General features: G+C 73.3%; 17 protein-coding genes. 3 read left to right on the top strand and 14 right to left on the bottom strand.

Features of this window, described 5'->3' with window-relative positions:
- Positions 1 to 20: 20 nt before the first annotated feature.
- Positions 21 to 518, top strand: coding sequence for a MarR family winged helix-turn-helix transcriptional regulator (locus AC6CKD_RS23225; protein WP_243335294.1), 498 nt, complete (start codon positions 21 to 23; stop codon positions 516 to 518).
- Here AC6CKD_RS23225 and AC6CKD_RS23220 read toward each other — a convergent pair.
- From AC6CKD_RS23220 to rsmI, 13 genes are all read right to left on the bottom strand, one after another.
- Positions 477 to 1,274, bottom strand: coding sequence for a response regulator transcription factor (locus tag AC6CKD_RS23220; protein WP_498329554.1), 798 nt, complete (start codon positions 1,272 to 1,274; stop codon positions 477 to 479). The genes AC6CKD_RS23225 and AC6CKD_RS23220 overlap by 42 nt on opposite strands.
- A gap of 489 nt (positions 1,275 to 1,763) precedes the next feature.
- Positions 1,764 to 2,738: a UDP-glucose 4-epimerase GalE gene (galE, locus tag AC6CKD_RS23215; RefSeq protein WP_498329552.1), complete on the bottom strand. Its 975-nt coding sequence runs from the start codon at positions 2,736 to 2,738 to the stop codon at positions 1,764 to 1,766.
- Positions 2,739 to 2,834: 96 nt separating this feature from the next.
- Positions 2,835 to 3,524 (bottom strand): response regulator transcription factor, encoded by a 690-nt coding sequence (locus tag AC6CKD_RS23210; protein WP_498329724.1) that lies wholly within the window; start codon positions 3,522 to 3,524, stop codon positions 2,835 to 2,837.
- Positions 3,525 to 3,672: 148 nt separating this feature from the next.
- A complete protein-coding gene (locus AC6CKD_RS23205) occupies positions 3,673 to 5,403 on the bottom strand; it encodes an outer membrane protein assembly factor BamB family protein (protein ID WP_498329551.1) in 1,731 nt (576 codons plus the stop codon).
- Between the two features lie 58 nt (positions 5,404 to 5,461).
- A complete protein-coding gene (locus tag AC6CKD_RS23200; protein ID WP_498329549.1) occupies positions 5,462 to 7,117 on the bottom strand; it encodes an outer membrane protein assembly factor BamB family protein in 1,656 nt (551 codons plus the stop codon).
- Positions 7,118 to 7,269: 152 nt separating this feature from the next.
- Positions 7,270 to 9,069, bottom strand: coding sequence for an ABC-F family ATP-binding cassette domain-containing protein (locus tag AC6CKD_RS23195; RefSeq protein ID WP_498329547.1), 1,800 nt, complete (start codon positions 9,067 to 9,069; stop codon positions 7,270 to 7,272).
- Positions 9,070 to 9,097: 28 nt separating this feature from the next.
- Entirely contained in the window at positions 9,098 to 10,435 is a 1,338-nt protein-coding gene (locus AC6CKD_RS23190) for an acyltransferase family protein (protein ID WP_498329545.1), read from the bottom strand.
- Between the two features lie 169 nt (positions 10,436 to 10,604).
- A complete protein-coding gene (locus AC6CKD_RS23185; protein WP_498329543.1) occupies positions 10,605 to 11,501 on the bottom strand; it encodes a 4-(cytidine 5'-diphospho)-2-C-methyl-D-erythritol kinase in 897 nt (298 codons plus the stop codon).
- On the bottom strand, positions 11,498 to 12,364 hold the full coding sequence (gene rsmA / locus AC6CKD_RS23180) for a 16S rRNA (adenine(1518)-N(6)/adenine(1519)-N(6))-dimethyltransferase RsmA (RefSeq protein WP_498329722.1): 867 nt from the start codon (positions 12,362 to 12,364) through the stop codon (positions 11,498 to 11,500). The genes AC6CKD_RS23185 and rsmA overlap by 4 nt, the downstream gene beginning before the upstream one ends.
- Before the next feature lie 68 nt (positions 12,365 to 12,432).
- The gene (locus tag AC6CKD_RS23175) at positions 12,433 to 13,635 is read right to left on the bottom strand and encodes a resuscitation-promoting factor (protein WP_498329720.1); all 1,203 of its coding nucleotides are present in this window, start codon (positions 13,633 to 13,635) and stop codon (positions 12,433 to 12,435) included.
- Positions 13,636 to 14,613: 978 nt separating this feature from the next.
- Entirely contained in the window at positions 14,614 to 15,492 is an 879-nt protein-coding gene (locus AC6CKD_RS23170; RefSeq protein WP_498329541.1) for a TatD family hydrolase, read from the bottom strand.
- Positions 15,493 to 15,502: 10 nt separating this feature from the next.
- On the bottom strand, positions 15,503 to 15,874 hold the full coding sequence (locus AC6CKD_RS23165; RefSeq protein ID WP_498329719.1) for a hypothetical protein: 372 nt from the start codon (positions 15,872 to 15,874) through the stop codon (positions 15,503 to 15,505).
- Between the two features lie 295 nt (positions 15,875 to 16,169).
- The gene (gene rsmI, locus AC6CKD_RS23160; RefSeq protein ID WP_498329539.1) at positions 16,170 to 17,135 is read right to left on the bottom strand and encodes a 16S rRNA (cytidine(1402)-2'-O)-methyltransferase; all 966 of its coding nucleotides are present in this window, start codon (positions 17,133 to 17,135) and stop codon (positions 16,170 to 16,172) included.
- Between the two features lie 88 nt (positions 17,136 to 17,223).
- Between rsmI and AC6CKD_RS23155 the strand changes: the two genes are divergently transcribed.
- Positions 17,224 to 19,005, top strand: coding sequence for a dolichyl-phosphate-mannose--protein mannosyltransferase (locus AC6CKD_RS23155; RefSeq protein WP_498329538.1), 1,782 nt, complete (start codon positions 17,224 to 17,226; stop codon positions 19,003 to 19,005).
- Between the two features lie 144 nt (positions 19,006 to 19,149).
- Positions 19,150 to 20,796, top strand: coding sequence for a penicillin-binding transpeptidase domain-containing protein (locus tag AC6CKD_RS23150; protein WP_498329537.1), 1,647 nt, complete (start codon positions 19,150 to 19,152; stop codon positions 20,794 to 20,796).
- A gap of 523 nt (positions 20,797 to 21,319) precedes the next feature.
- Here AC6CKD_RS23150 and AC6CKD_RS23145 read toward each other — a convergent pair.
- Positions 21,320 to 22,537 (bottom strand): serine hydrolase domain-containing protein, encoded by a 1,218-nt coding sequence (locus AC6CKD_RS23145; protein ID WP_498329536.1) that lies wholly within the window; start codon positions 22,535 to 22,537, stop codon positions 21,320 to 21,322.
- Positions 22,538 to 22,541 lie beyond the last annotated feature (4 nt).

Genomic DNA, 22,541 nt, shown 5'->3' with positions numbered 1-22,541 from the left:
GACCCTTTACACTGATCCGCATGGAGGACGAGGTCGACCGACTGGTCGCGGCATGGCGGCGGGAACGCCCTGACCTCGACGTGGAACCACTCGAGGTGCTCAGCCGCGTCAGCAGGCTCGCGCGGCACCTCGACCGCGCCCGCCGGCTCGCCTTCTCCGAGCACGGCCTGGAGCCCTGGGAGTTCGACGTCCTGACCTCGCTGCGGCGGGCCGGCGCGCCCTACCAGCTCTCCCCCGGCCAGTTGCTGACGCAGACCCTGGTGACCTCCGGGACCATGACCAACCGCATCGACCGGCTCGCCAAGAAGGGCCTCGTCGAACGGCTGCCGGACCCCAACGACCGCCGCGGGGTCCTGGTGCGCCTCAGCCCCGAGGGCCGCGACCGCGCCGACCAGGCGCTCGCCGGGCTGCTGGCCCAGGAACGGGCGATCTTGGCCCAGCTCTCGCGGACGCAGCGCGGCGATCTCGCGGGCCTGCTACGCCAGTTGACCGCTCCGTTCGACAACATCCCCGGCTAGTCCCGGCCCCGGCAGTGCCGGCCCCGGCAGTCCCGGCAGGTCCGCGGGCCGTACGCCGGCCCGCCGGGCCAGGGCGACCGCAGCGAGCGTGGAGTGCACGCCCAGCTTGCCCAGCACGTTCTGCATGTGGGTGCGAACGGTGTGCGGGGAGAGGAACAGCCGCGCGGCCACGTCCTTGCGGCCCAGCCCCGCCACCATGCAGCGCAGCACCTCGTGTTCCCTGGGCGTGAGGGACTCCACCAGCCGTTCGCTGTCGGTACGGTGCTTGCGCGCCGCGGTCAGTTCGCGGAGCACTCCGGTGAGCAGCGCGGGCGGAAGGTGCGTCTCCTCGCGCAGCACTCCCCGGACGACGGCCAGGAGCCGCGAGAGCGAGCAGTCCTTGGCCACCCAGCCCGAGGCCCCCGCCTGGAGCGCGAGGGCGGCCCGGCGGGCGTCGTCGCGCTCGGCGAGCACGACCGTACGGACCCCGGGATGGGAGACCCGAACACCTGCCACCAGCGCGATCCCGTCGGCGGGCGGGGCGGAGCCGGACTCCCGTTGCGCGGGGACGCCGGCGGAGACGGCGGCCAGGTCGGAGTCGACCAGCATGACGTCGAAGCGGCGGCCCTCGGCCACCGCGCGTTCGAGGCAGCGCAGCGCTGCGGGGCCGCTGCCGGCCGCGGAGACGTCCACGTCCGGTTCGGCCGCGAGCGCGGCGGCGAGAGATTCGGCGAAGATGCGGTGATCGTCGACGACGAGTACCCGGATACGGACCACAAAACCCCCAAGGGTCGGGGAACGGACGGCTGCGGGTACGACGCCCGGACCGGGTGATCCGCAGGCGTCGCGGCCGCCGCCGTGACATCTCTGCACTACCCCGGACCGGACGTCGTACCCGACTTGTCTCGACCCCTGAATCAACACCGGCCCCCACCGGTGTCACGCATCAGCGTAGGGCCGGGGTCGGCTCGTGGTTGGCCGAATTGCAGAAGTTTTCCGAGCGATTTTCCGGCGAGGCGCTTGCGGAGGGGGCCCCGGGGTGGCTTGAAATCGCCTGCTTCGCCCGAGGGGAGGCCCCGTTCCGGCCGGTCGTGTGCCATGGGCAGTTGCACGGAGGGTATTTCACTCGGCGTGCGCACGCCGGGCGCCCGCGCGCAGCGCCCGGCGAGGGCGCGCCCGGAACGCACGTGCGCCCCCGCCCTGGTCGGGGCGGGGGCGCGGTGAGAGCAGAGGTGGGGCGTGGTCGGGCGGGGGTGCCGGAGGGGATCAGCCGCGCCGGGCGCGGGTGAAGTTCCAGGCGTCCGTCACGATGCCCGTGAGGTCCGAGCGGGTCGGGGTCCAGCCGAGGCGCTCGTGGGCCCTGCGGGCGGAGGCGACGAGGAAGGACGGGTCGCCGGCCCGGCGGGGAGCCACCACCTCGGGAATCTCCTTCCCGGTGACCTTGCGGACCGTCTCGATGACCTCGCGGACCGAAAACCCGTTGCCGTTGCCGAGGTTGCACACCAGGTGCTCCCCTGCGACCGCGACCCGCAGCGCGGCCAGGTGGGCCTCGGCCAGGTCGGCGACGTGGATGTAGTCCCGTACGCAGGTGCCGTCCGGAGTCGGGTAGTCCTCGCCGAACACGGAGATCGACTCCCGCTCGCCGAGCGCCACTTGCAGCACCAGCGGGATCAGGTGGGTCTCGGGGTCGTGCAGCTCGCCGAACTGTCCGTACGCCCCGGCCACGTTGAAGTAGCGCAGCGAGGCCGCCGCGAGGCCGTGGGCCGCGCACTCCCCCGCGATCATGTGGTCGACGGCCAGCTTCGAGGCCCCGTAGGGGTTGGTGGGGGCGGTCACCGAGGACTCGGTCAACGGCCCGTCGCCGGGCTCCCCGTAGGTGGCCGCGGTGGAGGAGAACACCAGCCTGCGCACGCCCGCCCCGCGCATCGCGGCCAGCAGGGCCATGGTGCCGCCGACGTTGTTCTCCCAGTACTTGCCGGGGTTCACCACGGATTCGCCGACCTGCGAGGAGGCCGCGAAGTGCAGGACGCCGTCGTAGGAGGGGTCCAGGTACTCGGCGGCGTCCTGGATGCGGCCCTCGATGAACGCGGCGCCGGCGGGCACTGCGGAACGGAAGCCGGTGGAGAGGTCGTCGAGGACGGTGACCTCGTGACCCGCCTCCAGGAGGTGCGCGGCGACCACCCCGCCCACGTATCCGGCTCCACCGGTGACCAGGTATTTGAAAGACGCCGTCTCGCTCACGTGCCTGCTGCCTCTCGCGTGGGAACGCACGCGCAATCCACGTGCTGGGCACCGGCTTACCCCAATCCGGCCCACCAGGGAAATCCGCGGCCCCGATCAGAGCCGGGCGACCCCGGACGACGGCGCTCCGGCCCGGTCCAGCAGCCCGGTACGGGCGGCCAGCGCGGCCGCCTCCAGCCGCGAGCCCACGCCCAGCTTCATCAGCACCCGCTGGACGTGCGTGCGCGCGGTGCTCGGCGCGATGGCCATGCCGGCCGCGATCAGCCGGGTGTCCTCGCCCTCGGCGACCCGGACCAGCACCTCCACCTCGCGCGGGGTGAGCAGTCGCAGCAGCCGGCTGCCCTCGTCGTCGGGCTGGGCGGCGGGGTTGAGCAGCTCCGCGAAGGCTCCCTGCAACAGCTGCGGCGCGATGGCGACTTCCCCCGCCCGGGCCTTCGCCAGGGCCCGCTCCACGCCCTCGATGCGCTCGTCGTGGCGCACGTACCCCGAGGCGCCGGCCGCGAAGGCCGCGGCGATCCCGCGCGGGCTCGGCACCGGGCCCAGCACGACCACGGCGATCTGCGGACGCTCCCGCTTGATCCGGACGATCGGCTCGAAGACCCCGGGCTCCGCGGGCGTGGCGGTGCCCAGCAGGCAGACCTCCGGGGCGCGGCTGATGACCAGTTCGGCGGCGCCCGCGGCCGGGGCCGCGGCCGCCAGCACCCGGTGGCCGCGCAGTTTCAGGGCCGAGGCGAGCGCCTCGGCCAGCAGCCGGTGCTCGTCGACCACCATGACCCGTACGCCCATTGAGGCACCCACCCCCGCCCTTCTGCCCCGGCAAGCTACACGCTTGTTCGACGGCGCGGTGCGGTTACCGCGCAGAAGCCCCCGGAAGGACGGACCTTCCGGGGGCTTCGGGGCTTTCCGGGTGTTCTGCGCGGCTGCCGCTGCCGGGTCAGCCCGTCGTGAAGGAGACGAAGGTGTAGTACGGGTCGGTGGACGCGGAGGACCTGCTGCTCACGGCGTCACGGGCGATGAAGAGCTTCCCGTTGCCGTAGCGGTACTCGTGGGCGTCCGGCACGTACTGGGTCTCGGCGCGCTGGGATTCCTTGGTCGCCGGGTTCTGCATGAGGACGGTCTGCTTCATCGTCTTGCCGTCGATGGAGACGACCTGGCCGCCGCCGTCGTAGGGCGGGACCTTGTAGGCGATGAGGTTGGAACCGTCCATGCGCAGCGGGAACACGGTGTGGCGCTCGCCGGCGTCGGCGCGGTCGGTGGTCAGCTTGCCGGTCTCCAGGTCGAAGGAGACGATCTCGTTGGTGCGGCCGGAGTCGGACGTGCCCTTGTGCTCCTCGGTCGGCATGTAGACCTTGCCGTTGCCGACGACCATGTGCGTGCAGTCCTCGACCTCGGTGGCCCCGCACTCGGGGTCGTAGTTGCCCGAGGTGAGCGGGATGCGCGCCTTGAGCTGGCCCCCGTCGTCGAGGACGAAGAGGTCGCTGACGCCCGAGGCGTTCTTGGAGGTGTCGTTGACGTCCGCCGCGACGATCAGCGGCTTGGTGGAGACGATCTGGGCGAAGTCGAGGCCCGGGGGGAGCTTGTACGAGGACTTCGGCGCGCCGGTGGCCGGGTCGAGGCTCTGGGCGGACAGCACGTAGTTCGGGTGCTGGCCGCACCGGCGGATCACGGCGAGGGCCGGACCGCCCGCGTAGCCGAGGTCCGCACAGCGGTCCGCGTCGGTCTTGGGCGCCCACAGGGGCTTGCCGTCGGCGAGGTTCCAGGCACCGCCGCCGCTCAGGCCGCCCGCGGCGACGGTCTGGCCGCTGACGGTGACCTCGCCGAAGGTGACCGGCTTGTCCCCGCCGGTCTGGGACTTGGCGTTGGCCTTCCACAGGAGCTTGCCGGTGTTCAGGTCGATGACGCCGACCTGGTTGCACGGCTGGTACTTCTTCTCGGCCGTCGGCATGGCCTCGTCGAAGAGGATCGCGGTCTTGTTGTCGGAGACCCAGCGGCTGGCGCCGCAGATGTTGGCGCCGAGCGGGACTTCCCACTTCTTGGCGCCGTCGGTCAGGTTGTAGCCGACGACCTTGCCCATGTCGGACTTGGCGTAGGTGGTGTCGGTGAGCCAGGAGCCCGGGATCTGGACGATCTCGGCCGACTCCGGCATCGGGACGTTGACCAGCGTCTTCGACTTGGTCTTGGCCGGGACCTTCTCGGTGCCGCCGCCGCCCGGGGCCTTGTCGCCGCCGGGGCTCGTGCTGCCGCCGGCCACGGGCTGGTTGCTCGGGCCCTCGTCCTCGCCGGAGACGTACCAGAAGCCGCCGCCGACGATGAGGACGATGGCCAGGAGGGCCGCGCCGACGATCATCAGCTGGGTGCGCACCTCGTTGCCGCCGCCGGCGGGGACCGCCGGGCTCTGGGCCGCGTACATCGGCGCGGTGACGGGCTGCGGCTGCTGCGGGTAGCCGTAGGGCTGCTCCTGCGGGTAGCCGTACGCGGGCTGCCCGGCCGGAACCGTCGGCGGCTGGGCCGGCGGCTGCGGGGGGCCGGCCGGCACGGCCGGGGGCTTGGCCATGGGTGCGGGCGGGGCGGCGGGCGGGGGCGTGCCGTAGCCGCCCGGCGGCGGGTCCTGCGGCGCGCCGAAACCGCCGGAGGGCGGCTGGCTGGGGGGCGGCGGGGTACTCATCGGTGCTACTGCCTCTCGGTGGGCGGCTCGGCGGACTGCTCGTTCTCGGTTCGGTCGCTCACTTGCCGAAGACCATCAGGAACTTCTCGCTCTGGTTCTTGGCCTGCAGGTGGGAGGCGGAGACGAAGAGCCGGCCGTCCACGTAGTCCATCTTCGGGGCGACGAAGGAGCTCTCCACCGGGGCGGCGGCGCCGGACGGGTTGCGCAGGACCGCGGTGGGCGTGCCGCCGCCGGCCGGGATCGTGAGGACCTCGCCGCCCTTCTCGCTCTCCGCCTCGCGGTAGACGACGACCTGGCCGCCCGCCGCCTTCAGCGGGGTGAGGGTGCGGCCCTCGCCGGCCGGGGTGCGCCACTTCACCTTGCCGGTGGCGAGGTCGAAGGCGACGATCTCGTTCGGCTTGCCGATGTCGGCCTTGGTGGGCAGGTAGAGCGTGTTCGCGTCCACGTAGGAGGAACCGCAGCTCTGGAGCGAGCGGTTGAACAGGCCGCCGCAGCCGACCGGGAAGCTTCCTTCGCCGGAGACCGTGGTGCGCTGCTTGCCGTCGGGTCCGAGGACCACGATGGAGCGCTCCTTGCCCGCGCTCTTGCCGAGGTCGAGGACGATCGGGTCCAGCGAGTAGACGTTCTTGACCTCGAAACCCTTGGGGAGCTTGTAGATCCAGGTGCTCTTGCCGGTGGCCGGGTCGGCGTCCGTGACCTGGACGGTCTTGTCGGCGTCCTGGCAGCTCCCGACCGAGATCATCTTGCCGTTCATGGCGACGAAGTCGGTGGGCTGGCAGCCCTCTTCCCGCTTGTTGTCGAAGAGCTTGTCCCCGGTGCTGACCTTGAACGCGCTGCTCGTGCCCATCCGGTTGACGACGAGGGCGTCGCCGGTGAGGGCCAGGTCCGGGCTGGTGAAGATGTCGAAGAGCCCTTCCTTCGGGACCTCCTTCGTCCATCCCTCCTTGCCGGCCTTGAGGTCGATCATCCGCATCTGGTTGCAGTCTTTGGCGCCGTCGGACTCGCCGTTCTTGAACATGACGACGGTCTTGCCGTCCGCGGTCATGTCGGTGACGCCGCAGATCACGGCGGGGAGCGTGAGGGTCCACTTCTCCTTGCCGTCCTTGACCCCGTAGCCGGTGACCGACTTCCACAGGGTCTTGACGACGGTGTCGCCGACGATCCACTGCCCCTTGGAGTCGACGCCCGAACCGGGGCCGTCGATCTTGCTGGTCTTGAACCAGAGGACCTTGTCCTCGCCCTGCTTGCGGCCGGCGTTGAGGTCCTGCTGCTCCTCACCGCCGTTGCCGCTGCCGTCGCCCTTGTCCACGGAGGGAGAGGGCGAGGCCTTGTCGTCGGCGGGCGGCGTGGTGTCCTGCCCGACGACCTCGCCGGTGTCCTTGTCCTTGCCGTCGGAGAGCAGGAAGTAGCCGCCTGCGCCCAGGACGAGCACGCCGGCGACGGCGGCCGCGATCAGCACGGCCGCCTTGCTCTTCGGCCCGGTGGGCGGCACGGGCGGCATGCCGGGTGCGCCGGGGGGCGTGTTCGGGGGCGGCGGCGGGAAGCCGTAGCCGCCGGGCGGCTGCTGGCCGTACGGGCCCTGCGGCTGGGGCTGCTGCGCGTACGGGTTCTCGCCCTGCGGCGGGAACCCGTAACCGGGCTGCGGGGGCCCGGGGAGGTGCCCGTAACCGGAAGGGTTCGGCGGCTGGTTCGGCGGCTGGGGCGGCTCGGTCATCAGCGCATACCTTCGGCTTCGGGTGTGGGAGGAAGCCCTTTCTATCACTGACGGCGCGAACCGCGCCGGGCCGGTCCGCCCCCTGTTCCCAAGGGAGGACCGGCCCGTGATGCCGCCGTTATCGGCCAGTTGGGGCCCTCGGGCCCCGGAGGCTACGCGTCCTCGGCGAGCTCCAGCCAGCGCATCTCCAACTCGTCCCGGCCCGAGATGAGTTCCCGCAGCTCGGCGTCGAGCTTGGCGACCTTGTCGAAGTCGGTGGAGTTCTCGGCGATCTGGGCGTGCAGGCTGCTCTCGCGGTCCGTCATCTTGTTGAGCTGCCGCTCGATCTTCTGCAGCTCCTTCTTCGCGGCGCGCGCGTCCCCGGAGGCCGAGGACTTTCCGGCGGAGGCCGGGGCGGGCGCCGGAGCGGCCGCTTCGACCATCTTCTGGCGGCGCTCCAGGTACTCGTCGAGGCCGCGCGGCAGCATCCGCAGGCTCGCGTCGCCCAGCAGGGCCATGACCGTGTCGGTGGTGCGCTCGATGAAGAACCGGTCGTGCGAGATCACGATCATCGACCCGGGCCAGCCGTCGAGGAGGTCCTCCAGCTGGGTCAGGGTCTCGATGTCGAGGTCGTTGGTGGGCTCGTCGAGGAAGAGGACGTTGGGCTCGTCCATCAGCAGGCGCAGGATCTGCAGGCGGCGCCGCTCACCACCCGAGAGGTCGCCCACGGGCGTCCACTGCTTCTCCTTGGTGAAGCCGAACTGCTCGCACAGCTGGCCCGCCGTCATCTCGCGGCCCTGACCGAGGTCGACCCGGTCGCGGACGCGCTGCACCGCCTCCAGGACCCGCAGGGACGGGTCGAGTTCGCCGACCTCCTGGGAGAGGTAGGCCAGCTTGACGGTCTTGCCGACGGACACGGACCCGGCGGCCGGCTGGACCTCGCCCTGGGTGCGGGCGGCCTCGGCGAGGGCGCGCAGCAAGGAGGTCTTGCCGGCGCCGTTGACGCCGACGAGACCGACGCGGTCACCGGGGCCCAGGTGCCAGGTGAGGTGCTTGAGGAGGGTCTTGGGGCCGGCCTGGACGGTGACGTTCTCCAGGTCGAAGACCGTCTTGCCGAGGCGGGCGTTGGCGAACTTCATCAGCTCGGACTTGTCGCGCGGCGGCGGCACGTCGGCGATCAGCTCGTTGGCGGCCTCGATGCGGTAGCGCGGCTTGGAGGTCCGGGCGGGGGCGCCGCGGCGCAGCCAGGCGAGCTCCTTGCGCATCAGGTTCTGCCGCTTGGACTCCTCGGTCGCGGCGATGCGGTCGCGCTCGGCGCGGGCGAAGACGTAGTCGCTGTAGCCGCCCTCGTACTCGTGGACGTCACCGCGCTGCACGTCCCACATGCGGGTGCAGACCTGGTCGAGGAACCACCGGTCGTGGGTGACGCAGACGAGTGCGGAGCGGCGTTCCTGGAGGTGCTTGGCCAGCCAGGAGATGCCCTCGACGTCGAGGTGGTTGGTGGGCTCGTCGAGTACGAGGAGGTCCTGGTCGGCGATGAGCAGCTTGGCGAGCGCGATGCGGCGCCGCTCGCCACCGGAGAGCGGGCCGATGACCGTGTCGAGGCCCTGCCCGAAGCCGGGCAGGTCGAGGCCGCCGAAGAGGCCGGTCAGCACGTCGCGGATCTTGGAGTTGCCGGCCCACTCGTGGTCGGCCATGTCCCGGATGATCTCGTGCCGGACGGTGGCCTCGGGGTCGAGCGAGTCGTGCTGGGTGAGCACGCCCATCTGCAGGCCGCTGTTCTGGGTGACCCGGCCGGTGTCGGGTTCCTCCAGCTTGGCGAGCATGCGGATGAGGGTGGTCTTGCCGTCGCCGTTGCGGCCTACGACACCGATCCGGTCCCCCTCGGATACGCCGAGGGAGATGCCGTCGAGCAGGGTACGGGTGCCGTACACCTTGCTGACTGCCTCGACATTGACCAGGTTGACGGCCATCAGGAGCGCTCCAGGGAAGGGGTGTGGATCAGCCCCTCAGCCTAACCCTCCGCGAAGTGCCGGACCGTTCCACCAGCAGCCAGCCGCCCAGCGCCATGGCGATCGCGGCGGGCGCGGTCACCGGGAGCGCGATCAGGGTGGCGCTGTGGCCTTCCAGGAGCCCGCCGAGGCCGGTCGTGGAGAGCCCCAGGACGCCGAGGAGGCAGAGCGCGGTGCCGAGGGCGGCGCGGGGGCCGGAGCCGGAGCCCGGCCCGGAGTCGGGGCCTCTGTCGCTCGCGACGGGCGCCTCGAAGCGCCGGAAGACGGCGACGAGTACGCAGGTCAGCGCGGCGGCGGCGAGGAACCGCACCGGGACCTGGGCCCACCAGGCCGCCCCGGCGGGCTCGGGCAGGGTGATGCCGAGGCCGAGCTGGGCGGCGTAGACGGCCAGCATCGCGGTGAGGTGCCAGAGGAAGGCCGTCATGGCGACCCCGTTGGCGGCGACCACGCCGCGCCAGACCCGGGGCCGGGCCAGCCACGCGCCGGCCGGGGCCCTGAGCAGTTCCACGGCGCCGACGAGCCAGATCCCGTGCGCGAGCAGGGCGAGGGTGGGCGGGGCCATGTTGGAGACCTTCTCGCCGGGCATCCCGACCATGGACAGCGGGTACGGCCCGTACGCCACCAGCAGGACGGCCCCGGCGAGCCCGGCGGCGGCGAGGGCGCCGGGTCGTCGGATCCGGGCGTCTGCGCGCAGGAAGCCCAGCTGGTGGACGGCGAGCCAGACGAAGGCGAAGTTCAGGAACTCGGCGTACGGGACCCCGCCCGCGAAGCGCAGCAGGTCGACGGCGGCGGCCGCCGCGGCCAGGGCCCCGAAGGCGGCCCAGCCGTAGCGCTCGTGCAGTCTCAGCAGGGGCGGGGTGAGGGCCACCATCGCGAGGTAGATCCCGATGAACCACAGCGGCTGCGTGACCAGCCGGAACGCCGCCCCGGACAGGCGGCCCCCGCCGGCGCCGAGGAGCTGCGCGGTGAGGGCGGCGGCGGTCCAGACGGCGACGAACACGAGGGTGGGCCGCAGCAGCCGCCGCAGGCGGGCGCGCAGGAAATCGGCGTACACCGGGCCGTCGGTACGGCGCGCGAGGGACCGGTAGGAGAGGGCGTGCGAGAACCCTCCGACGAAGAAGAACACCGGCATGACCTGCAGGGCCCAGGTGAGCACCTGGAGCGGCGGCACGACGGCGAGCAGGTTCCCTATGCCGTCGGTGCTGACGGCGGCCATCAGCCAGTGCCCCGCGATGACGGTCCCGAGCGAGGCGACCCGGAGCAGGTCGACGTAGCGGTCCCGCGTGGCGGGGGTGGCGGCGGCGATGTCGCGTGCGCTGGCTCCCATGGGGCCTACGCTCCCGCGCGGGCCCGCGCGGCGACAGGGCGCGGATACTCAGTCCGCCCTAGGTACCCGTGGGGGCCGGTGCCCCGCGCCGGATCCCGCCGCGCGGCGGCGAAGTCCCCGACCCGCCCTTCGCCCGTTCCCCGGGCGCTGCCCGGACCGGCCCGGGCCGTCAGAGCAGGGTCGCGCCCGGGGCCGGGCTCGTGGCCACGTGGGTGCTGCGGCATGTGCCGGAGGCGGCCAGGGCGGCCGCCACCTTCGTCGCGGACTCCGCGTCGCGGACCAGGAAGGCCGTCGTGGGGCCGGAGCCGGAGACCAGCGCCGCCAGGGCTCCGGCGCCGGTACCCGCCGCGAGGGTGTCGGCGAGCGACGGCCGCAGCGAAAGGGCCGCGGGCTGGAGTTCGTTGGCCACGGTGGCGGCCAGCTCGTCCGGGTCTCCGGAGGACAGGGCCGCGAGGAGGGTCGGGGAGGCCTGCGGAGCGGGAACCTCCGTGCCGGCGGTGAGCCGGTCGAACTCGCGGAACACAGCCGGGGTCGAGAGGCCTCCGTCGGCCACCGCGAACACCCAGTGGAAGGTGCCGGCCGGCACCGGGGTCAGGATCTCCCCGCGCCCGGTGCCCAGCGCCGCCCCGCCGACCAGGCTGAACGGCACGTCGCTGCCCAGCTCGGCGCAGATGGCCAGGAGTTCCCGGGCCGGGGTCTTCAGACCCCACAGGGCGTCGCAGGCGACCAGGGCAGCCGCCCCGTCGGCGCTGCCGCCCGCCATGCCGCCCGCCACCGGGATCCGCTTGTCGATGTGCAGGTGGACGTCGGGGCTCAGCCCGGCCCGCTCGGCCAGGATCTCCGCCGCCCGGGCCACGAGGTTGGTGCGGTCGAGCGGCACCTTGTCGGCGTCCGGGCCGGCGCACGTGACGGTCAGCGTGTCGGCGGCGGTCGCGGTGACCTCGTCGTAGAGGGAGACCGCCAGGAAGACGTTCGCCAGGTCGTGGAAGCCGTCCGGCCGGGCCGCCCCCACCGCCAGCTGGACGTTGACCTTCGCGGGGACCCGGACGGTGATCTTCCCGGTCACAGCGCGGGCCTCTCCGCTGCGGGCTTGTGTTCGGCGATCGCCGCGAACTCCTCGACGGTGAGGGATTCTCCGCGGGCCTGCGGGGAGACGCCGGCGGCCACCAGCGCCGCCTCGGCGCCCGGCGCCGACCCGGCCCAGCCGGACAGCGCCGCGCGCAGCGTCTTGCGGCGCTGCGCGAAGGCCGCGTCGACGACCGCGAAGACCTCGGCCTGGGTGGCGGTGGTCTTCACCGGCTCGGCCCGGCGCACCAGGGAGACCAGCCCGGAGTCCACGTTCGGCGCGGGCCAGAACACGTTGCGGCCGATGGAGCCGGCCCGCTTGACGTCCGCGTACCAGTTGGCCTTGACGGAGGGGACTCCGTAGACCTTGTTCCCGGGCTTGGCGGCGAGCCGGTCGGCGACCTCGGCCTGCACCATGACCAGCGTGCGCTCGATGCTCGGGAAGCGGCTGAGCATGGTGAGCAGGACCGGCACGGCCACGTTGTAGGGAAGGTTCGCGACGAGCGCGGTGGGCGGCGGCCCGGGCAGCTCCTTGACCAGCATCGCGTCGGAGTGGACCAGCGCGAAGCGGTCCTTGCGCTCCGGCATCCGCGCCTCGATGGTGGCGGGCAGCGCGGCGGCCAGGATGTCGTCGATCTCGACGGCGACGACCCGGTCGGCGGCCTCCAGCAGTGCCAGCGTCAGCGAGCCCAGCCCGGGCCCGACCTCGACGACCACGTCGTCCGGCCGGACCCCGGCGGTGCGCACGATGCGGCGCACCGTGTTGGCGTCGATGACGAAGTTCTGGCCCTTCTGCTTCGTCGGCCGTACGCCGAGTACGGCGGCCAGCTCCCTGATGTCGGCCGCCCCGAGGAGGGCCGACATCTCGGGCGGGGAGGTCTCGGACGGGGAAGTCTCCGACGCGGAGGTTTCGGGCTGCTGCTCTGCGGTGCTCACCGATAAAGGGTACGGCCGCAGTGTGGCCAGGGACTCGCCCCCCGCTGTACGTAGAGCTTCTTGGCGCGGTACGTCTGTTCCGGGGCCGGAGCGTCCTGCGGACGGCCGCTGCCGCCGAGGGCCTGCCAGGTCTGCACGTCGAACTGGTAGAGCCCCCCGTACGTCCCCGAGGGGTCCGTGGCGCCGGGCCGGCCGCCCGACTCGCAGCGGGCCAGCGCGCCCCAGTCCAGGCCGTCCGCACCCTGCACGGAGGTCGGCAGCGGCCTGGTGCCGACCTTGACGAGCTGGCTGACCGGCTCGCGGACGATCTCATCGGCGACCCGGCGGGGCTTCTGACGGACGCCGTTGACGGTGCGCAGGCTGTACGTGACCCTGCGCGCTCCGGGTCGGCCCGAGCGCTCGACGACTTCGGTGCCGGCGAAGAGGGTGGAGTCCCTGACCCTCTCGGTCGCGTACGGGATGCGTTCCTCGCGGATCTCCCGGGTGCCGGTGATGCGGAGCACGGTGACGGTCTGGCCGTCGCGCGGGAAGGAGCCGACGGGTACTGAGGTGGTGTCCTGTCCGTGGAGGGTGATGCCGGCTTCGTCGAGGGCCTCCCGGACGGTGGCCGCGTTCGTGCGGATCGCCCGCTCGCGGCCGTCGGCCATGAAGGTGATGCTGCGTTCGGTGCGGACGGCGAGGGCAAGGCCGGTCCGGGGGACGGGGGCGGTGCGGGGTGCGGAGAGGTAGGCGCCCTCGGCGCGGATGCCGAACTGGCGCAGCGCGCCATCCACGGTGCGGGCCGTGGTCCACACCTCGCGCCGCTGTCCGTCGAGGGTCAGGCTCAGCGGGCGGCCGTAGCGCAGGACGATCTCGTCCCCGTCGTCGAGGGCCTCCGCCCCGGCCGGGGCGACCATGTCGTGGGGGCCGATGCCGAGTCCTTCTGCGGCGAGCAGCTCGTCCACGTCGTCGGCGAAGGTGTGCAGGGTCCGCGGGACCCCGTCGACGGTGAGGCGTACGGCCTTGTCGGCGGCGACGAAGGCCGTGGTGCCGCCCGCCAGGAACGCGACGACCAGGGCCTGCGGCACGATGCGCCGCCAGGTGTCCCGGGGCGCGGGGGCGGCGCTCCGGCGCCGCCGGGGACCGGGGGCGAGGCCGGTGCCGGGGCCGGTGCCCGGGCCGGATCCGATGCCGGTGCCCGGTCCGGCCGGTGCGGGCACCGTGCCGAGTCCGCCCCTGCGCCGCCCGGTCCCCGCGGGGGCCGGTCCGCCCTTGGCTGGGCCGGTGTCCGGGAGCGCCACCGGCCCGCTGCGACGACGACGGCCGGTGGCCGGGGCTTCCGGCTCGGGGGCGAGGTCCGGAGCGAGGGCCGCGGCGGGGCCGGCCGGGACCGCTGCCGGGACCGCTGCCGGGGCGGGCGTCCGGCCGCGTGCCCGGCGGCCCGCTCCGGGCTCGGCGGCCGACCGCCGGCGCCCGCCGCCCCGCGGCGCGGGCACCCCGGGCTCCGGGTGCGGGCTCGGGGAGGACGGGTCCACCACCTGGCCCGGGAACAGATCGGGGGTCGCCCCCGAGCCCGGGTACGGGCCCGGCCCCGAGCCCCGGTACGGATCTGGGTCTGACCCCGACCCTCGGTACGGGCCTTGTTCCGCCCCCGACCCCCGGTAGGGGTCTTGCTCCGATGCCGAGCCCCGGTACGGGTCAGGGTCCGCGCCCGGGTCCGAGTACGGGTCCCGGTCCGGGCCCCGGTAGGGCCTCGGTTCGGTGACCGGGTCCCGGTCCGCCGCCCTCGGAGCCGGGTACGCGTCCGACCCGGGGTCCGAGCCCGCGTCCGACCCGGGGTCCGAGCCCGCGTCCGACCCGGGGTCCGAGCCCGCGTCCGACCCGGGGTCCGAGCCCGCGTCCGACCCGGGGTCCGAGCCCGCGTACGGCGCCGGATCGCGGTCCGCGCCCCGGGCCGGGAACGGCTCCGGGTCCGGGTGGGGCGCCGGTTCCGCGGTCGGGTCCGGGGCCGCGGCCCAGGGGTCGCGGCCACCGGCCGGCCAGGCCACATCGCTCATCGCGCTCGCTCCACTGGTCCGTCCGGCTGCTTCGGGCACGGCACCCTAGCGGAGCGGCCGTCACGCTACAAAGCGGGACGACTACGGAACGTGGCGAACGGGTGAGCGCGGTCCCGGCGGGCCCGGGGGCCCGCTCCACCCTCAGTAGGCGAAGGCGCGAGCCGTGTTGGCCGCCAGGGCCGTCGCCATGGCGTCCTCGTCGATGCCGCGGACCGCGGCCATGGCCCGTACGGTCAGCGGAATGAGGTACGGGGCGTTGGGCCGTCCGCGGTACGGGGCCGGGGTCAGGTACGGGGCGTCCGTCTCCACGAGGACCAGCTCCAGCGGAGCCACCGCGAGGGCTTCGCGCAGCGGCGCCGCGTTCTTGAAGGTGACGGTCCCGGCGAAGGACATGTAGTAGCCGGCGGCGGCGCACTCCCGGGCCATCTCCGCGTCGCCGGAGTAGCAGTGTAAGACGGTCCGCTCGGGGGCGCCCTCCTCGCGCAGGACGCGCAGTACGTCCGCGTGCGCCTCGCGGTCGTGGATGACCAGGGCCTTGCCCTGCCGCTTGGCGATCTCGATGTGCGCGCGGAAGGAACGCTCCTGCGCGGCCATGCCCTCCGGGCCGGTGCGGAAGTAGTCGAGTCCGGTCTCGCCGACCGCCTTCACGTGCGCGAGGGCGGCCAGGGCCTCGATCTCGGCGAGCGCGTCGTCGAGCGCGGCCTCGCCGCCGCCCGTGCGGGCGCCCTGCCGCGACCAGCCGTCGGGGTCGCCGTGCACGATCCGGGGGGCTTCGTTGGGGTGCAGGGCCACGGCCGCGTGGACGTTCTCGTACGCGGCGGCGGTCTCGGCGGCCCAGCGGGAGCCCTTCACGTCGCAGCCCACCTGGACGACGGTGGTCACCCCGACGGAGGCCGCCTTGGCCAGGCCCTCCTCCACGGTGCCGGACTGCATGTCCAGGTGGGTGTGGGAATCCGCGACCGCCACCCGGAGCGGTTCGGGCAGCGGGGGCGGCGCGTCGTTCGACGTACTACGGCTCATACGGCCGATCTTATGACCGGCGGAAGAACCCCAGCAGCCGGGCGATCGGCCCGGGCCGTTCCACATGGACCGGCCCGGGGGCGTCGTGCACGTCGGCCTTGCGGGGCTTCGGAGTCCTCTCGGTGTACCCGGCGGGGACCGGGCCGGCGATCCCCGGGGCGGCGCGGTGGTGGTAGAGCTGGTCGAGCATGCCGATGACCGACTCGACCTGCCCCTCCCGCATGATCCGCACCACGTGGCCGCCGCAGTTCATGCAGGTCGGGTTGGACAGGGGGGAGGGGACCCGCTCGCCGTCCGCCGTGTAGACGATGAACGGCAGCCCCCGGCCGTCGGTGTGGTGCTCGATCTCGTATCCCTGCTCCCAGCCGTATCCGCACTTCATGCACGCGAAGGAGTACGCCTCGTGCACGGTCGGCACGGCCGCGGGAAGGGGGTCCGCCGCCGGCACGGCGGGTGCGGCGACCGTTGAAGTGACGGGTCCGGCGGACGGGGGTCGGGGTTCGGCGATCTCACTCATGCCAGCTCCTCTTGTTCCACTGCTGCCATGGCCAGTGGACGCCTCTTCGGGCGGGAGCGCATCAGGCCCTGTCCAGTGTTGAACGGTCCTTGGGCGAGTCATGCCCAAAGCGCCCGGTGCGCGGTCTGAGCTTTGCTTTTCAGGTTAGCCCTTTACCGTCTCACGGCGACTTTTGTGCCGCGTTCTTTGCCGCGACGACGGCGTCGAACACCTCGCGCTTGGGTACCCCGGCCTCGGCCGCGACCGCCGCGATGGCCTCCTTGCGCCGCTCGCCCGCCTCCTCGCGCACCCGGACCCGGTTCACCAGTTCCTCGGCGTCCACATCTCCGGGGGCCGCGGCCGGGGCGCCCTCGACGACGACCGTGATCTCTCCGCGCACGCCTTCGGCGGCCCAGGCGGCCAGCTCGCCGAGCCCGCCGCGCTTGACCTCCTCGTAGGTCTTGGTCAGCTCGCGGCAGACGGCGGCGCGCCGGTCGGCGCCGAAGACCTCGGCCATGGCGGCCAGGGTGTCGTCGAGCCGGTGCGGGGCCTCGAAGTAGACGAGGGTGCGGCGTTCGGCGGCGAGCTCGCGGAGCTTGCCGAGGCGCTCGCCGGCCTTGCGCGGCAGGAAGCCCTCGAAGCAGAAGCGGTCGACCGGCAGCCCGGAGAGGGCGAGCGCGGTGAGGACGGCGGAGGGCCCGGGTACGGCCGTGACCTTGATGTCCTTCTCCACGGCGGCGGCGACGAGCCGGTAGCCGGGGTCGGAGACGGAGGGCATGCCGGCGTCCGTCACCAGCAGGACGCGCTTGCCGGCCTCCAGCGCCTCGACCAGCTCGGGGGTGCGCGCGGACTCGTTGCCCTCGAAGTACGACAGGACGCGCCCTGTGGTGTACACACCGAGCCCCTGGGTCAGCCTGCGCAGCCGCCGGGTGTCCTCAGCGGCGATCACGTCGGCCCGCTCCAGCTCGGAGGCGAGCCGCGGCGGGGCGTCGGCGAGGTCCCCGATGGGGGTCCCGGCGAGGACGAGGACGCCCGCCCCGTGCCCGTCGGAGGAGGCCGGAGAGGGGGCCGCGGAGGAGGCCGGGGAGGGGGCCGCGGAGGAGGCCGGGGAGGGGGCTTCGGCGGAGCGGGGCTGGTCAGTGGTCACCACCCCATCCTCTCAGCCGCCCCAACCGCCGCGCCCCACACTCCCGTCCCCCTGGGTCCGGCACAGGGTCGTTCCCTACGATGTGCCGGTGACCAGTACCGCGACGCCGCCGCCCAGCCCCGCGGGGGCTCCGCCCGCCACCGAGGCCGGGCCCGGCCCGGACCCAGCCGACCAGCCGTCCGCCTGGCTGCGCCGTCTGCGCGGCTTCGGCTACGCACCGCCCGCCGGGACCAAGCGGCAGTCGGACGTCCACACCCGCCTGGTGCCCCCGTACGCGCGGCCGTCCGCGCAGCTGTGGGCGCAGCTCGGGATCGGGCCGGCCGCGGCGGAGCGCTGGGAGCGGGTCCTGGCGTGGGCCGGGCCGCTGCTGGTGGCGCTGGTCGCCGGGGTGCTGCGGTTCGCCCATCTGGGCAGCCCGAAGGCGGTGATATTCGACGAGACGTACTACGCCAAGGACGCCTGGGCCACGATCAAGCAGGGCTACGAGGCGAGCTGGCCCAAGGACATCGACAAGTCGATCCTCGCCAACCCCGACGGGGTCCCCCTCCCGCTGGACCCGGGCTACGTGGTGCACCCGCCGGTAGGCAAATGGGTGATCGGCCTGGGCGAGCTGATGTTCGGCTTCGACCCGTTCGGCTGGCGGTTCATGACCGCGGTCCTCGGCACCCTGTCCGTGCTGATGCTGTGCCGGATCGGCCGGCGGCTGTTCCGCTCCACCTTCCTGGGCTGCCTGGCCGGCCTCCTGCTGGCGGTGGACGGCCTGCACCTGGTGATGAGCCGGACCGCCCTGCTCGACCTCGTGCTGATGTTCTTCGTACTGGCCGCCTTCGGATCGCTGGTGATCGACCGGGACAAGGTGCGGGCCCGGCTCGCGGCGGCGCTCCCGGTGGACGAGGAGGGGCGGACCCGCCCGGACGCGCGGATCGCGGAGACGCTGAAGCTGGGCTGGCGCCCGTACCGGCTGCTGGCCGGCGTCTGCCTGGGCCTGGCCTTCGGCACGAAGTGGAACGGCCTGATCGTGCTGGCCTTCTTCGGCGTGCTGATGGTCCTGTGGGACGCGGCCGCGCGCCGCACGGCGGGCGCGGGCACCCCGTACGCGGCAATGCTGCGCCGCGACAGCTGGACCGGCTTCCTCGCCCTCGTCCCCGTGGCGATCTCCGTCTACGCGGCCTCGTGGCTCGGCTGGATCCTCTCCCCCGACAACGGCAAGGGCGGCTACTTCCGCGACTGGGCCGCCAAGAACGACCAGAACAGCTCGTTGTCCTTCCTGCCGGAGTGGCTGCGGAGCCTGTGGCACTACGAGACGGAGGTCTACAGGTTCCACGTGGGCCTGACCTCGGGCCACACCTACGAGTCGAACCCGTGGAGCTGGCTGGTCCTGGGCCGCCCGGTCTCCTACTTCTACGAGTCCCCCGCACCCGGCACCGACGGCTGCCCGGCGACCGAGACGGCCAAGTGCGCGCGCGAGGTGCTGGCGCTCGGCACGCCGCTGCTGTGGTGGGCGGGCTGCTTCGCGCTGCTGTACGTGCTGTGGCGGTGCTTCTTCCGGCGCGACTGGCGGGCGGGCGCGATCGCGTGCGCGCTCGGCGCGGGCCTGCTGCCCTGGTTCAACTACCAGGAGCGGACCATCTTCTTCTTCTACGCGGTGGTCTTCGTCCCGTACCTGTGCCTGGCGGTGGCCATGATGATCGGCGCCCTGCTGGGCCCGGCCGGCTCCTCGGAACGCCGACGCGCCCTGGGCGCGGTGGCGGCGGGTGTGCTGGTGCTCCTGATCGTGTGGAACTTCATCTATTTCTGGCCCATCTACACGGGCCAGACCATCCCGATGGATTCCTGGCAGAACCGCATGTGGCTGGACACCTGGGTCTAGGAGGGCCTGTGTGAGCCTGATCAAGCTCCGGTAACAAACCCCGGAACCGTGCGTCTGTGCGACGTAAGGTCTACTCCACGGGCTCCTTGAACGCGTTCAGTGTTCAGCGACGGGGGCCGTGGACCACGGGGACGGGGACAGGGAATGAACGGGGCGGCAAAGGGCGCCATCGTCGGCGGGGTCCTCCTCGCGATGCTGGGCGGGGCCGGGTACGGGGTGTTCGCGCTGGTGGGGGACGCCGGCGAGAGCGATGCCAAGAGCACGAGCGCGACCGGCCCGGCGGGGCCCGCCAAGGGCAGCGGGCCGGTCAGCGACAAGGACGCCGCGGCGACCGCCAAGGCGTTCTTCGCCGCGTGGACGGCCGGGGACGCCCGCGCGGGGGCCGATCTGACGAACAACCCGGCGGAGGCGCAGGTCGTCCTCGGGGATTTCAAGGCCCGGGCCTACGTGTCCAAGGTGGTGGTCACCCCCGGCACCCAGACCGGGACCACGGTGGCGTACTCCGTCGCGGCGGAGGTCACCTACGAGGGGGTCACCAAGCCCCTCGCCTACGAGTCCCGGCTGACCGTGGTCCGCGGCAACACCACCGGGCTGCCGCTCGTCGACTGGCAGCCCTCGGTGGTCCACCCGGAGCTCCAGACGGGCGAGAAGCTGCGCAGCGGCCCCCCGGCGGCCCCGCCGGTCAAGGCCGTCGACCGCGAGGGCAGGGAGCTGACGGCCGAGAAGTACCCGTCGCTGCGCCCGGTGCTCGACAGCCTGCGCAAGACGTACGGGGAGCGGCAGGGCGGCAAGGTCGGCGCCGAGCTGTGGATCGAGCCGGTCTCCCAGGAGGCACCCCGGCGGACCCTGCTGACGCTGGTCGAGGGGAAGGCGGTGGAGATCGAGACCGTACTGGACGCGGACGTCCAGGCGGCGGCCGAGCAGGCGGTCCTGAAGTTCCCTCAGGCGTCGGTGGTGGCCGTCCAGCCGAGCACCGGGAACGTCCTGGCCATCGCCGACCACCGTGCGGACGGCTTCCCCGCGTCCCTCAGCGGAGCCCGCGCGCCCGGCTCCACGATGAAGATCGTGACCGGCGCGATGCTGCTGGACCGGGGTCTGGTGGCGGCGGACAAGGTCGCCGAGTGCCCGGCGGAGGTGTCGTGGGAGGGCAAGCCCTTCAGGAACCTGAAGGGGTTCAAGCTCGACGGCGAGACCTTCGCGACGAGCTTCGCCCAGTCCTGCAACACCGCCTTCATCAAGCAGATCAAGCCGGTCGGCGACAACGACGCGCTCCCGAAGGAGGCCCGTGAGGTCTTCGGCATCGGCGCGGGCGTCGAGTGGAAGGTCGGCGTGCCCACCGTCGACGGCAAGGTCCCGGACGCGACCGGTCCGGCCGCGGCCGCCGCGTACATCGGCCAGGGCCAGATCCAGATGAACCCGCTGACGATGGCCTCGATCACGGCGACCGCCCGGACCGGGGTGTTCCGCCAGCCGGTCGTCGTCAAGGCCTCGCTGGACGGCCGCAAGCTCGCGAAGGCCACCCGGACGATGAAGCCCTCGGTGGCGGCGCAGCTGGTGCGGATGATGAAGCTGACGGCCACCGCGGGCACGGGCCAGGGCGCGATGTCCGCGGTCCGCGGCTCCGACAAGGGTGCGAAGACCGGCTCGGCGGAGGTCGACGGGGCGCAGAACCCGGACAGCTGGTTCACCGGCTTCAGCGGCGACGTGGCGGCCGCTGCGATGGTCGAGGGCGGCGGCCACGGCGGAGACGCGGCGGGCCCGATCGTGGCGGCCGTCCTCAACGCGGGCTGACGCGGTAGGTCAGCTCTGCCGCTCCCGTACGTCGGCGAGCGCGGCCACCCGCGTACCGGATGAGCTCGCGCGGGCCCATCGGGAACACCCGTGTGCGGGGCCCCGGAGGCCGCCCCGATCACCTCGTGGACCAGCAGGGAGCGGTCCACGAGGACCCGGGGTGCCGTCGTCATGGGGGCACGCTAAGACTTGATCCGTTAGCCCCGTGGGGATGACGGATTGCAGCCGGGGCGGTTCCTGGGCCGTCCGACGTGGTCGCCCGGGGGCGGCTCATCCGGGGTCGCTCAGGGCGCTGGTCCGGCATTCGGGGAGCAGGGGCACAGCTCAAACGTCGTGCTGCCGCGTGATCCGTACCGGCAAGCCGGGGACAGACACGGTGCGGTTGACTCCCACAGGGCGTCTTCTCGCCCTATCCCTCACGGGACTTGGCGATCCTAGCGGAAATACAGAACGCCTCCTATGCTCCCCGCCCCGCCCACGCGACGCCCTTTCCCCAAGCCCGCGCCGCAGGCGCCGGACCCGGCTACAGCGCGGAGCGCAGGGCCCGGACCAGGGCCTGGGCGCGCGGGTCGGCGGTGACCGACTTGGCGAGGGCGTTGGTGACGTAGCCGAAGCCGATCCCCGCCTCCGGGTCCGCGAAGGCCAGCGAGCCGCCGCGGCCGGGGTGCCCGAAGGAGGCCGGGGACAGCAGCGGCGAGGCCGGCCCGTGCAGCATGTAGCCGGGGCCGAAGCGGGTGTTGACCACCAGGACGCGGTCCGGTCCGGACGAGAGCTCTCGGCCGGCGAGTGCGGTGGTGGCCGGGGTGAAGATCCGCGCCCCGTCCTCCACCACGCCGATGGTGGCGGCGTAGAACCGGGCCAGGGCGCGGGCCGTGCCGATGCCCGCGGAGGCCGGCAGCTCGGCCGCCCGGTAGGCCGGGTCGTTCTCGTCGGGCAGCGGGTCGATGGCCGCGAAGGCGCGGCGGGTGAGGGAGTTCGGGTCGGCGTAGGCCTCGGAGACGCCCCGCCGCGGCCGGGTCCTGAGCAGGCCCGCGCCCTCCGGCGGATCGACCGGCGCCACCCGGCCCACCCGGTGGGCCTCGGTCTCCGGCAGGCCGATCCAGAAGTCGATGCCCAGCGGCTCCGCTATCTCCTCGGCCAGGACGGAGCCCAGCGAGCGGCCGGTCGCCCGCAGCACCAGCTCGGACAGCAGCCAGCTGAAGGTCTGCGCGTGGTAGCCGTGCTCGGTGCCCGGCTCCCAGAAGGCCTGCTGGGCGGCGACCGCGCGCGGTCCGGTGACCCCGTCGGCGGCCTCGGCCGCGGTCAGTCCGCGATCCAGGGCCGGCACCCCGCCGCGGTGGGCGAGCAGATCGCGGACCCGGGCGCGCTCCTTGCCGCCCGCCTTGAACTCCGGCCAGTACGAGCCCACCGGCGCGTCCAGGTCGAGCAGCCCGCGCTGCTGGAGCAGCAGCGGTACGGCGGCGGCCACGCCCTTGGTCGCGGAGCGGACGAGCTGCGCGGTGTCCTCGGCCCAGGGCTCCGCACCGTCGCCGTCGGCGGCGCCGTCCGCGTCGGCGTCGGCGTCGGCGTCGGCGTCGGCGTCGGCGTCGGCGTCCTTGGTACCGGCCCAGAGGTCCACGACCTTGCGCCCGTCGCGGTACACGGCCACCGCCGCGCCCCGGTCCCCGAGCACCTGGAAGTTGCGTACGAACGCGTCCCTGACGGGCTCGAAACCCTCCGCCACCACACCCTTGATGTCCACGGGC

It is taken from the genome of Streptomyces sp. GQ60, from assembly GCF_059758875.1.
Note: the sequence above shows the minus strand (reverse complement) of the source record. Positions and strands in the feature narration are given on the sequence as shown.